Origin of the sequence: Pseudobdellovibrio sp. HCB154 (assembly GCF_046267985.1) — a bacterium.
Classification (GTDB): Bacteria; Bdellovibrionota; Bdellovibrionia; order Bdellovibrionales; family Bdellovibrionaceae; genus Pseudobdellovibrio.
Window position 1 is genome coordinate 310,319 of record NZ_CP176530.1, and the last position, 12,634, is coordinate 322,952.

General features: G+C 38.6%; 11 protein-coding genes. 8 read left to right on the forward strand and 3 right to left on the reverse strand.

Going from position 1 to position 12,634, the window contains the following annotated elements:
* Positions 1–6 precede the first annotated feature (6 nt).
* From ACKWCF_RS01660 to ACKWCF_RS01670, 3 genes are all read left to right on the forward strand, one after another.
* On the forward strand, positions 7–1,335 hold the full coding sequence (locus ACKWCF_RS01660; protein ID WP_409478954.1) for a hypothetical protein: 1,329 nt from the start codon (positions 7–9) through the stop codon (positions 1,333–1,335).
* Positions 1,328–3,268: an ATP-binding protein gene (locus ACKWCF_RS01665; protein WP_409478955.1), complete on the forward strand. Its 1,941-nt coding sequence runs from the start codon at positions 1,328–1,330 to the stop codon at positions 3,266–3,268. Before ACKWCF_RS01660 ends, ACKWCF_RS01665 begins: the two co-directional genes overlap by 8 nt.
* A gap of 64 nt (positions 3,269–3,332) precedes the next feature.
* Entirely contained in the window at positions 3,333–3,908 is a 576-nt protein-coding gene (locus ACKWCF_RS01670; protein ID WP_409478956.1) for a hypothetical protein, read from the forward strand.
* Between the two features lie 93 nt (positions 3,909–4,001).
* On the opposite strand, the gene ACKWCF_RS01675 is transcribed toward ACKWCF_RS01670, so the two are convergent.
* A complete protein-coding gene (locus tag ACKWCF_RS01675; protein WP_409478957.1) occupies positions 4,002–4,418 on the reverse strand; it encodes a JAB domain-containing protein in 417 nt (138 codons plus the stop codon).
* Positions 4,419–4,546: 128 nt separating this feature from the next.
* On the opposite strand from ACKWCF_RS01675, the gene lpoB reads away from it, so the two are divergent.
* The gene (gene lpoB / locus ACKWCF_RS01680; RefSeq protein ID WP_409478958.1) at positions 4,547–5,137 is read left to right on the forward strand and encodes a penicillin-binding protein activator LpoB; all 591 of its coding nucleotides are present in this window, start codon (positions 4,547–4,549) and stop codon (positions 5,135–5,137) included.
* 233 nt (positions 5,138–5,370) lie between these two features.
* Here the strand turns inward: lpoB and ACKWCF_RS01685 are convergent, their stop codons facing one another.
* Positions 5,371–5,925: a polyhydroxyalkanoate synthesis regulator DNA-binding domain-containing protein gene (locus tag ACKWCF_RS01685; RefSeq protein ID WP_409480240.1), complete on the reverse strand. Its 555-nt coding sequence runs from the start codon at positions 5,923–5,925 to the stop codon at positions 5,371–5,373.
* 422 nt (positions 5,926–6,347) lie between these two features.
* Here ACKWCF_RS01685 and ACKWCF_RS01690 point away from each other — a divergent pair, with 422 nt between their 5' ends.
* The gene (locus ACKWCF_RS01690; RefSeq protein WP_409478959.1) at positions 6,348–8,165 is read left to right on the forward strand and encodes a tetratricopeptide repeat protein; all 1,818 of its coding nucleotides are present in this window, start codon (positions 6,348–6,350) and stop codon (positions 8,163–8,165) included.
* Here ACKWCF_RS01690 and ACKWCF_RS01695 read toward each other — a convergent pair.
* A complete protein-coding gene (locus ACKWCF_RS01695; protein ID WP_409478960.1) occupies positions 8,101–8,670 on the reverse strand; it encodes a hypothetical protein in 570 nt (189 codons plus the stop codon). The genes ACKWCF_RS01690 and ACKWCF_RS01695 overlap by 65 nt on opposite strands.
* A 16-nt stretch (positions 8,671–8,686) precedes the next feature.
* Here ACKWCF_RS01695 and ACKWCF_RS01700 point away from each other — a divergent pair, with 16 nt between their 5' ends.
* The 3 genes from ACKWCF_RS01700 (at position 8,687) to ACKWCF_RS01710 (ending at position 12,633) form a co-directional block, all read left to right on the forward strand.
* Positions 8,687–9,340, forward strand: a complete 654-nt coding sequence (locus ACKWCF_RS01700) for a hypothetical protein (RefSeq protein WP_409478961.1) — start codon at positions 8,687–8,689, stop codon at positions 9,338–9,340.
* A gap of 94 nt (positions 9,341–9,434) precedes the next feature.
* Positions 9,435–11,513, forward strand: a complete 2,079-nt coding sequence (locus ACKWCF_RS01705; protein ID WP_409478962.1) for a PrkA family serine protein kinase — start codon at positions 9,435–9,437, stop codon at positions 11,511–11,513.
* Between the two features lie 10 nt (positions 11,514–11,523).
* Complete coding sequence (locus ACKWCF_RS01710) at positions 11,524–12,633, forward strand: DUF444 family protein (protein ID WP_409478963.1); 1,110 nt, start codon at positions 11,524–11,526, stop codon at positions 12,631–12,633.
* Position 12,634 lies beyond the last annotated feature (1 nt).

Here is a 12,634-nt window from a genome sequence, read left to right on the forward strand (position 1 = left end):
TGAAGAATGCCGATTGAATCATTCAAAAAACTTTGGGTAAGTTGCCACTTACTTTATCCGAATCCGTCGCAAGCGCGCGACATTTTCGGTTTGATTGTTGATACCGGCATTGATCATTCTTCGTCTGCGTACGGGCAAATTTATCAAGGCTTAAATAAATTATACCGTCTTTATCGTCGTCGTGATGCCGTTAAATCAGGTTCGACAAATTTTGAATTTACTTCAACGCCATTAAACTATTGGAAACGTGTTCTACAAAAGTGCAATAAAGATGAAACTTTTATTGTGATGGTAGCGCTACTAGAATTGGCTTCGGTTAAAGATATTTCGCGCATTACAAAAATTCCGCCAAATAAAGTAAAGTACTTGTTTAATCAAAGTGTTCGAAAAATTATTTCATCGCCATCACTGCGCTTTGAACAAAAAAAAGATATCAAATTTAAAGAGTACAATAGCCAAGATGTAACAACTCTGTTTGTCAGTGAAAACTTAATTGAGCATGTGCTTGGTTTAGCTACGCCTGCAGTATCTGAAAAAATGGAAGCTAAGCTTAAAGATAACAATCGCTACAACGATTACCGCAATGAAATATTAAAGTTTAAAGCCGAGCTTTCTGATTTACAGGTTAGCCATCACTTTGATGAAGTGATGAAGGTGTTTGGTAATACAGCACAATTACAAAATCTAAAAAAGCTGGAACTCAAACAGCAAAAAAAGATTTTTGTAGGCCTTCTGATTTTAATTGTTATCGTGTTGGGGTTAATTTTACGCCCGACGTTCTTAAAAGCGCCGGTGAGTGAAGCGAGCGATAAAAAAGTTGTCTTAGAAGAAATCGCGATTTCAAAAAAAGAAGCACCTGAAGGCCAAGAAATCAGAGAACCTATTGCGGCTACTAGTCCGACGGCTACGGTTTCAGTTCCTGTTGTAGTTAGTAATAAAGTCGTAGCGGTTGTTTCAGCTCCGGTTGTGGTGAAAGAAAAGCCACCTGTTGTGGCTGCTAAAATTACACCGACAGCCTCGGTTCCAGTTAAGTTAGCGCAAGCTACGGGGGTTTATCGTGGGCAAATCACGGTGACAGACTTTGAACAAGTGGCTGCGATTATTCGTGACCGTATTATTGCCATCGGCGGTAAAAAAGCCGGTGAAGTTGAGCTTGGTTGGATTAAAAATAAAAACATCAGTTACTTTCACTTTATTTTTCCAGCCGAAAAGCGTGAAGAGTTAGTTGCCTTTGTTCAGCAGTACGGAAAATTAAGTTATAAGTTTGAACCACATCCACGTGTGCTTCCGATAGGCCAAAGCCGTTTTATTATCGAGGTTCATAAAGGTGAGTAAGAAAAAACCATTATCCTTAGGTAAGAATTATCGTTCGTTAAGATCTATCTTAATTATATGGTTTACCTTATTTTCGATTATTCCTCTGTTATTTGTGGGGTGGTATTCGGTTTTTAAGTTTGAAAAAGCTTTTGATCAGGAAGTTTCACAACGCTTACAAGGTAACGGCCGCGAAATTGAATCGATTATTTCTGATTATTACCGTTCAGTCACAACACAAAAAGAACAGTACGCGATAGACCCGCGTGTGGCGGCCTCTTTGCAGATGTCTGACCGCGGTTCTTTAAATAATATCTCTATTGAGTGGATTAGTCGAAGCCCGATCACCGCTTTGTCTTTTTATGACCGCGATGGGCGCTTAATTACAACATCTTACCGTGATGATAAAAATCAGATTCGCCATTTTGAATTAACCGCCGAAAAAATTCTATTAAACGAAAAGTATCTGCAAAATTTAAAAGATAAAGCCGATATCGGTTTTGTTGATGAAGCTAAAAACAAAGTATCTTTGATTCTGTTTTCAAAAGTTTTGAATGCGAACGGTAAACACGTCGGCTATTTTGAGCAGATTATTGAACTTAAAGAATTATTTTTAAGCCGTATTCGTTCACGTTTAAAAATTGAATCGTTTTTAGTAACGGATCAAAAAAACATGATCGCGGCCTCTCGTAATGAATTTCGTAATATTAAATTAGCGGGCTCAAAAATCGCCGACGACAAATTAGTTGATTATAATTTGTACGGGCAGAATTACGGCTTTATTTTGTATCCGTTAAGCTGGGATAGATCGAAATTTTTTATCGGCCTTGGCACTTTAAAAAAAGATTCGCAAGCCATTCTTAAAAACGTAAACATTGCCTTCGTGACGGTTGTTTCTGTCGTATCCGTGTTTCTAATTTTAACGATTTTAATTACCACAAACTGGTTCTTAAAACCGGTAGAACGGTTAATTAATGGCTTTAAAATGTTCGACCGCAGTGAACAATTGCATCAATTGCCGGTGAATAACAAAACCGAAATTGGTCTTTTAACTGAAGCCTTCAATGAAATGAGCTACAAAGTTTTCCAAGCGCGTATGGATTTGCGCAAAAAAATCAAAGAGCTTGAAAAAACCAACTCAGAACTTGTCGAAGCCCAAACAAAACTGGTTCACTCAGCAAAAATGACCAGTTTAGGTCAGCTGGTAGCCGGAGTTGCGCATGAGTTAAATAATCCGATCGGATTTATTTACAGCAACATGACGCATTTAAAAGAATACACTGACAATCTTTTTAGTGTGATTGATTCAGTGAAAGATCAAGACGAAAATGTTCGCAAAAAAATTGCTGATATGGATTACGATTATGTGAAGTCTGATCTTCCACGTTTGATTAAGTCATGCCAAGACGGCGCTCAGCGTACGCGCGATATCGTTTTAGGTTTAAGAAACTTTTCGCGTTTAGAAGAGGCGCAGTTAAAAGAAATCGATATTCACCAATCGTTAGATACAACGCTTGAAATTTTACAGAGTGAAATTAAAAACCGTATTGTGGTTCATAAACAGTATGAACCTATTCCAAAAGTTCTGTGTTTTGCATCGCAAATCAATCAGGTCATAATGAACATTCTGGCCAATGCTTTACAAGCGATTCAAGGTAACGGTGAAATTTGGATTACCACAATTCCGTTAAAAGCAGGGCCGGATCAAATCGGGCGTGTGCAAATTTCTATTCAAGATTCTGGATCAGGAATGGACGCGCAAACATTAGAGAAAATTTTCGAACCGTTCTTTACTACGAAGGGTGTTGGTCAAGGTACGGGATTAGGGTTAAGCATTTCTTACGGCATTATTCAAAATCACGGTGGTGAAATTCAGGTGCGCTCGCAAAAAGGTGTAGGTACTGAGTTCGTGATCATCATTCCGGTAAGCCCTCCAAAGAATTTTAAAGTTTGATTCAAAACGAGACGGTTTTTTAAACGATTTTAAGTTCAGTCGGGTTTATTCCGATAAGACATTCGTGGTTGGAATTAATAAGTTTCTCAATATAGTTATCATTTTAGGTTGTGTGGTCATAGCCTTCTTTTTCTATCAAGCAAAAGTTGAAAATGATAAGTCAGCCAAAGTGCAAAACCAATCTGTTGAGCAAAGTTCTGTGAAGCCAATGGATCCACAAGATTTAGCGAATAAATATTTGCAACAAGCCCAGCAAAATTTAGCCACTGAAGAATTAAAAGCGTCGATCAATATTAAAAAAGCGATTGCCGAGTCTCAGCAGGCGGCAACACCACCTAAAGTGGTTGAAACAGATCCATCAAAAGTTCCGATTGAACAACAAATCTGGAAAGATCCAGCTGAACAAACCAAAGCGGAAATACCACTTGAGCAACGTTTTTCACAAGAGTTAAATCAAAAAAATTCAGGTGAAATCGACAAGCAAGAATACATCCGCCAATTTAAAGAAAATGCCCGCAAAAACGGTTACGAAATTACTGTGAACGACGACTTAGAAGTGACAAGCGTAACGCCGATTCGTAAACCACAAAATTCGAAAAACGATTACGACTCGAATCAAAACTCAGAATCTGAGTACTAGTAGCGATTGCTGCCAATCCAAATTACTATCTACGATTTTAGCACTAAGGACGACGCTAGTCGGCCCTTTAGAATAAGGTCTGCTGGAAGCAGATCAAAACAGTTTGGCTTCGCTGAAGCTGTAGTATTTTTCTTTGGTGAAGATGATGTGATCGAGGATGGGGATTTCCATTATCTTTGCACATTTTAATAATTTTTTTGTGATGCGGATGTCTTCAAGTGAAGGATCGGTGCTTTGGCTCGTGTGGTTGTGGGCGATGATGATGGCGTAGCTGTTGGCGTGGGTGGCTTCGCGGAATAAATCGCGCGGGTGAATCTTGCAGGAGTTTAAGGTTCCCTTGTGCACCATGACGGCCTTAATAAGTTCCATCTGATGCGTTAAGTACACACCCCAAAATTCTTCGGCATAGGGGTTGTAGTTTTTTGACAAAAGCTCGAAGACCTTTTGAGCGTTATCGATAATCTGAGAGGTTTTAACGGTATCGTCTGGACCAGCAGGGATTTTAGTCATAATTGCTTTTTAGCAACAGAGCGACCTTAGTTACGGGTCGTGTATTGTTTGGCGCACTTGATTATCGTCCGGAAGATCGCTTCTCGTTTCAGTCCGGATCGTCTATCATCGTAGATAAGAGGTACATCATGAAAACGTTAGTTTTACTTGTTCTTATTTCATTATCAATTTTATCGTGCGGTCCGAAAGCCTTTGTAAAAGGAACTTATGAAGATCCACAAAAAGAAAATCTATTAAACGATCAATGGTCTGAAACCGACATGCAAGTGATGGTGAAAGAACTTGTGGCTTCAATGTTAGCTCACCCAGTGATTGCTAATGCGAAAACGCCGCCAGTTGTGATGTTCACTAAACTTAAAAACGACACAAGCGATCATATCGACACTCAAAGCATCATCGACATGATGGCTGTTGAATTAGGTAACACTGGTAAAATCGTATTCGTAAATAAAGAAGCGCGTGAAGACGTAGCTGAAGAATATAACTACCAAAATTCAGGAATGGTTTCTGCTGAAACTAAAAAAGGCCCAGGCGGTCAAACAGGCGCAGATTACTTCATCGACGGCCGTATTGCTTCAATCACTCAACAAGTGGATAAAGATAAAACTGTGTACTACAAGTTAACGTTAAGCTTAACAAACTTACAGAAGAACACGAAGGTTTGGTCTAACCACAAAGAGATCCGTAAGAAATTTAAGAAGAAGACAATTGGTCTTTAATCTTTCAAAGGCTCTGACTTAGTCAGGGCTTTTTTTTTATCTATGTCACCTTGGGGATTTCGGCACACTAAAGAGTTTTGGTTGCTGAAACCAAATTCATTCATAATTTCTTAATATTTTTTGGAATTTTAGCGCGAGAAAGGCTCACGAAGTGGGGAACTTCGTAAATATTTAGCTTGGGGAACTTTAATCGGGGAAAATAAAAAAGCCGGGTTTTGGACCCGGCTAATTAATTACTGATTAAAATTTTGATTGCTGCTTGGAAGAGGAAGATTCGGAGTCTCTTCTTCTTGGTTAGAACCAGGAAGCACAGTCGCTTTTTCAGCTACAACTTTAGAAGTTGCATCAGCCGTATTTAAACGAGCTGCTGAAGCCACGCGGTTTTCTAAGTTCTGCTTAATGTCATCAGTTGAAGCTCTTTCAACGTTAACAGTTACAGCAGCTTGTTTAGTCATGTAGTCGATTGGGAAAGCGCCCAATTTAGCTAAATAACTAGAAATGCTTCCGTTACCGTGTTGAATGATTTCGCGCAATGTAAACAGCGGAGCGTACTGAGAAGCTTTTTTCTCAGATTCAAAAATGATCTGAGTTAAAGTTGCTGCAGTAATATCATTTTTCGACTTATTGTCGATAACCATCACTTCTTCGTTAGAGCGAATCATCTTCGCGATATCATCAAGAGTCACGTAGCAGCTTTGTTTTGTGTCATAAAGCTTACGATTTTGGTAACGCTTGATAATTTTAACTTTAGCGCTTGGTTTTGTGTTCAAATTTTCCATTTGATTCATCACAACGGCCTCCATTTGCCCTGGCTTTTCACTTCCGTTTTAGTCTTTGTGTCTAAACAAGATGAAGATTTATAAGCCTAAAACTAAAGCTTTTCGCCTATTTATTCGCTGGCAAGTTAGCCCTGCCGCCACTCTATGTCAAGTAGGTCGACAGTTTATCTATGTGATTCGGTTAAATGACAATCGACGTCTAGTTGCCTTATTTTTAAGTTCATTTTTATGCTGTTTCAGATACGATAAACATTAATGATTTCATATAGTTATAAACAAATAAAAATTAGTCTAGTTTTTTCTTAAATTCATCTTAAAAGGCGTTGACTCGTCTAAAGAGGTCCAGTTTTGCGAAATCGTCACACAATCAAACGCTCTAGACTCGAGCACCTGAGCCATTTCTGCCGATTAGCTTCCTAATAGGAGTCTACATGAAAGCTCTCAAAATTTCGGGTGTTGTTAGTCTATTTTTTATCACAGCGTGTGCATCGTCACCGTACCCTTACTTTGACTCTTCAATGAATGATCACAATCGTGCACCAGCATCTTTAGGCGTGCCGCAAACTGCGTCAGAAGCGGATCAGAGCGCTGTCGAGCAACAAGCTCAAGCCGATTATTTATTTTTAAAAGCCGATCTTGAATCAGCAGATGGCGAACAAGCGTCATCAATCGAAAATTTAAAATCTGCGATTCAGATTGATCCACAGTCAGTGGTTTTGATGCAGAAGCTTTCTGTTGAGTACTATAAAAAAGGTCAGGTAACTGACGCAATCTACTGGATTCAAAAAGCTTTAGAAAAAGATCCTAAACGTAAAGACAACTTACTGCTTTTTGGTTCGATGCTAATGGCTAAAAAAGAATTTGATAAAGCTGAAGTGGCGTACAACAAAATCGTTAAACAATATCCAAAAGATGCTGAAGCGTATTTATACTTAGGCGCTTTACATTCTGAAAAAAATGAATTTGCTAAAGCGAACACTTTTTTCTCGAAAGTGATCACGATTGGCACTTACGAGCCGAAACATTTACCTTACTATTACCGTGCACGTTCAATTTTAGATTCAGGAAACAAAGCTTTATTCGGAGCTGCTAAAAAAGATTTAACAAAAGTTTTTGAACAAAAGCCTGATTTTTTAGAGGCGATTCAAGTTTATTCAAGCATCGTTGAAAAAACTGAAGGCAAAAAAGCCGTTTTTAAATTCTATGTCGATTATCAAAAAAAATACGGACCAGTGGTTCGTTTAGCTGAAGTTTTATCTCAGTATTATATTGAAAAAGACCAATACGATAAAGCTTACGAACAACTTGAATTCATGGAAGCTAACTCTGAAGATCCAATTCAAGTTAAACTTAAAATGGCTTTAATCTTAATCGATAAAAAGAACTATGGAAAAGCTATGACTAAGTTAGAAGAACTTAATGAAGCTGTTCCTGAATCAGATAAAGTGAAATTCTACTTATCTGCGGTTTACGAAGAATTAAAACAGCCAGAAAAAGCGATCAAAACTTATTTGTCGATTCAACCATCGAGCAATCATTACGATGATGCACGTGTAAGAGCAGCGTTTTTGCTTAAAAATACAAAACAGTTAGACAAAGCTTTATCGACAATGAAAGAAGCTGTAGCGAACAAAAAAGAAAACTTACAGTTACACTTTATGTTAGCGCAAATTCAAGAAGACGATAATCAATTTACTGATGCGATTTCTACTCTGAAAAGAGCTGATGATCAATTTCCTAAGAATACACAAGTGCATTATTTCTTAGGTACTCTTTATGACCGCCTTGAGAAAAAAGATTTAATGATGAAACACATGCGTCAGGCTGTAAATTATGATGAAAAAAATCATCAAGCCTTGAACTACGTGGCTTATTCAATCAGTGAAATGGGTGGCGATTTAGATGAAGCCGAACAATTCGCATTAAAAGCTTATGCTTTACAAAAAGACGATGCGTTTATCATCGACACTTTAGGTTGGGTTTACTTTAAAAAAGGTGAATACGCTAAAGCGTTAACTTACTTAGAAAAAGCTCATGAATTTGCTCCGGATGTAGGAGTGATCGCAGAGCATTTAGGTGATGTGTATTTAAAACTTAAAAAAGACGACAAAGCTCGTAATGCTTATTTGAAAGCGCGCAAAGAAGAAAAAGATTCAGCACGCTTAAAAGCTTTAGATGGTAAAATTACGTCGCTTGAGAAGGCGGACTCGCAACGTAGCCCAGCTTCGTCTGATACTTTTTACCCATAATATGACATAACACATAAGCTGCAACGATTGCGTAATCTACGCTGAAAAGTTGCAGCAATAATGTGGTTACCACAAAAAATACCGTCAATTTAAAGAAATAAAATTTACGATTCTTGATTTGTTGAATATTTTCGACATAAACACTCATCAGGTCAGCGTCTTTTTTATAATCCCAGAAAAAAGACATTCCAAAAACTAAAACGGCATAAGACATGATGAAGCTTAAGAGGCCTGCGAAGAGCAACAGGGTCCAATTTAATTCTTTTAAATAAATATGTGTAAACGAAGAGACAGCGCCTAAAAAGAAAAACATCGGAAACAGCGTCAGCGAGTGAACTAAACAGTTAAGCTGTGATTTTTTGCTAAACTCTGTTTGCCATAAATACAGGGCCATCTGTTGCCATAACAGAAGCAATAAAATCGAACCCCCGGGAATATCGGTCCACCACAGAACAAGAAAACTCGCGGCAAATAAAGAATAATGTTTTATTTTTAATTCTCTCATTTACACTAAATACTATATGCAAAAATATTCATTCACAAATCTTGTTTTCGTGTTCGTGGGTCTTGGCGCGTTTTTTATGGTCGGTTGCGTGGGAACGCAAGAAAAGCCACAAGCCGGTGATATTCAGTATGTTGCAAGTAAGGCTTTAATCGAAGATAAAACAAAAAACTCTTCAAACTCAGCATCAATTGATTTGTTTTATCTGCAAGATGATGTGATTCGCATGGAAGTCACAGCTTTATTAGGTTACCGCCTTGGTAGCTTAGTGATGAATTCACAAAAAGTATCGTATGCTCTTCATCCGCAAAAAGCGTTTGTTGAAGGCCCGTTTGCAGCTCGTACTATGAAGCCACTTTTCCGTCAGGATTTAGACCCGAAATTAATCTGGGCCGTGGTATTTGACCGTGACCTTCGCGCTTTTGGTTTTACATGCAGTGATGTAGTTTCGCGGACAAACACTTGCCAAGGGGGCGGAGCCACCCAAGGAGTCACAGTGACAGTTCAGCAAATGGGTGAAACACCAAATAGCGGTTTAAAGAAGATCACTATTGAAAATGCAAATTTAAAGTTCGTTTGGTTATATAAAGCTATTAGGAAACATAATAAGTCTTATAACGAGACCTTTGTCCTGAATAAGCCAGAAGAATATCGCCTAATCACTATAAAATAATTTTACTTCGCTAACCGAAATAACAAGAGGCATAATCTAAGTAAGAAGCCTATCACTTTGTCTTAAAGTGGGGCACTTATGGAGGAGAATCACTATGTCGTCTTCTATCAATCTTCGCTCTATCGTTGAAAAGCACCAACAGGGCAGCAACAAGAAAACAGCTATGCATTGGACAGGTACTTTTAATGAGTACCTAGAGCTAGTGAAGAAGAATCCTAAGTTAGCTAGAAATTCTTACCAGCGTATGTATGACATGATCATGGAAGCCGGTACGGAAGAGTATGTTGATTTCAAAAAGCATGTTATTCGTTATAAGTTTTTCGATGATAAACAAAATAACGGTAAAGATGCGATCTTCGGTTTAGATGTTCAGTTAATGAAATTCGTAAATATTCTAAAGGCAGCGTCTTTAGGATACGGAACTGAAAAACGTGTGATTTTACTTCACGGTCCGGTGGGATCTGCCAAGTCGTCGATCTGCCGTGTGTTGAAAAAAGGTTTAGAAGATTATTCACGCACTGACACTGGGGCGTTATTTACTTTTGAATGGGTGATTGAAGATTCAAAAATCCAACACTTATTAGGTAAGGACGTAAAAACATTCCACTCGCCAATGAATGAAGAACCGTTATGGTTAATTCCAGATGACATGCGCCAAGCTGTGGCTGATGAAATCAACCGCTCACAGGATGGTGATTACCGTGTAAAAATCACGGGCGAATTATGTCCACCTTCGCGTTTTATCTTTAAAGGATTAATGGATTACTACGAAGGTGATTTAATGAAAGTCTTAAATCACGTGCGTGTAAAACGTATGTTTATCTCTGAGGCTGACCGCGTAGGTATTGGTACTTTCCAACCAAAAGATGAAAAGAATCAGGATTCAACAGAGTTAACGGGTGATATCAACTACCGTAAGATTGCTGAATACGGTTCTGATTCAGATCCACGTGCATTTAACTTCGACGGTGAATTCAACGTTGCTAACCGTGGGATGATTGAGTTCGTCGAGGTGTTAAAACTTGATGTGGCCTTCTTATACGATTTATTAGGAGCTTCACAAGAACATAGAATTAAACCTAAAAAATTCGCGCAAACTTATATTGATGAAGTGATCATCGGTCATACCAATGAACCTGAGTATAGAAGATTACAAGATAACGAATTCATGGAAGCCTTACGCGATCGTACGGTGAAAGTGGACGTGCCTTATATCACTCGTTTAAAACAAGAAGTGAATATCTATAAAAAAGATTTCAACTCACAAAAATTACGTGGAATTTCAATTGCACCGCATACCATTGAAATGGCGGCGATGTGGGCAATTCTAACTCGTTTAGAAAAACCTAAAAAAGCGAACCTAACACGTTTACAAAAACTAAAATTATATAATGGCAAAACGTTAGCGAACTACACTGAAGATAACGTTAAAGAATTACGTAAAGAAACATTGCGTGAAGGTTTAGATGGTATTTCGCCCCGTTATATCCAAGATAAATTATCAAATGCACTGGTTATGGCTCAGCAGATGAATAAAGGTTCGGTGAACCCATTCATGGTGATGAACGAATTAGAAAGCGGTTTAAAACATCACTCGCTAATTTCGGATGAAGAGCGCAAGCAGGAATACCGCGAATTATTAAGCGTTGTTAAACAAGAGTATGAAGAAATCATTAAAGGTGAAGTTCAACGTGCGATCAGTGCTGATGAAGGTGCGCTACAGCGTCTATGCGCTAACTACATCGATAACGTTAAAGCTTACACGCAAAAAGAAAAGGTTCGTAACCAGTTCACGGGCCAGGATGACGATCCAGATGAGCGTTTAATGCGCGCGATTGAGGAAAAGATCGAAATTCCTGAATCACGCAAAGATGACTTCCGTAGAGAGATCATGAACTACATTGGTGCATTATCTTTAGATGGTAAGAAATTTAACTACAAAATGAACGAACGTCTTCATAAAGCTTTAGAATTAAAACTTTTCGAAGATCAAAAAGACAGTATCAAATTAACGTCTTTAGTAAGTTCAGTAACTGATAAAGATACACAGGAAAAAATTGAAATCGTTAAATCACGTCTTATCAAAGACTTCGGTTACGACGAAATTTCTGCAACCGATGTATTACATTACGTAGCCAGCATCTTCGCCCGCGGAGATGTGAAGAATAAGTAGGAGATGAACAGTGCCCATTCGCGAGGACCAAAACCGGTTTAAAAATATTATTAAGGGCAAGGTCCGTGATGACTTTAAAAAGTATGTCACGAATGGGGAGTTGATCGGCAAACGCGAAGAAGAATTCGTAAAAATTCCACTTCCGCGTATCGATATTCCAACGTTTCGTTATGGTCCTAAACAAGATCAACAAGGTGTTGGCCAAGGTGAAGGCGACGGTGATCCGCAACAATCACAAGGTCAAGGCCAACAAGGTTCTGGCAAAGGCGAAGCGGGCGAAAATCCCGGCGAGCACATGCTTGAGGTTGAAATCAGTTTAGAAGAATTAGCTGAAATCTTAGGTGAGAAGTTACAGCTTCCACGTATTCTTCCAAAAGGAACAGCGAACTTAGTGACCGAGAAAACGCGTTACTCAGGTATCGCTCCAGTTGGACCTGAAGGTTTACGTAAATTTAAACAAACTTATAAAAAAGCTTTAGCTCGTTATATTTCGTCAGGAACATATAACCCGAACGATCCGGTGATTGTGCCAATTCGTTCTGATTACCAATATCGCACCATCAAAAAAACGCAGAAGCCGCACACTAAAGCTGTCGTGATTTACATGATGGACGTGTCGGGTTCAATGGGTGAAGAACAAAAAGAGATCGTGCGCTTAGAATCTTTTTGGATCAACACGTGGTTAAAGAAACATTACAAAGGCTTAGATACTAGGTTCATTATTCACGATGCCGCAGCAAAAGAAGTAGATGAAGACACTTTCTTTAAAACTTCTGAATCAGGCGGTACCTTAATCAGCTCGGCGTACAAAATGTGCCAGCAAATTATTGAAGCTGAATATCCGGCTGATGAATGGAATATTTATCCGTTTCACTTTTCAGACGGCGATAACTGGTCAGGTGAAGACACAAGATTATGTATTCAGTTGATCAAAGAATACTTTTTACCGCGTGTGAATGTGTTTTCATACGGTCAGGTTGAAAGTAAATACGGTTCAGGTCAGTTTTTAAAAGACCTGCAAAAAGAATTTGGCGAAGACGAACAAGTGACGTTAAGCCAAATCGAATCGCGGGATAAAATTTTAGACTCTATCAAAGATTTCTTAGGCAAGGGCAAGTAGC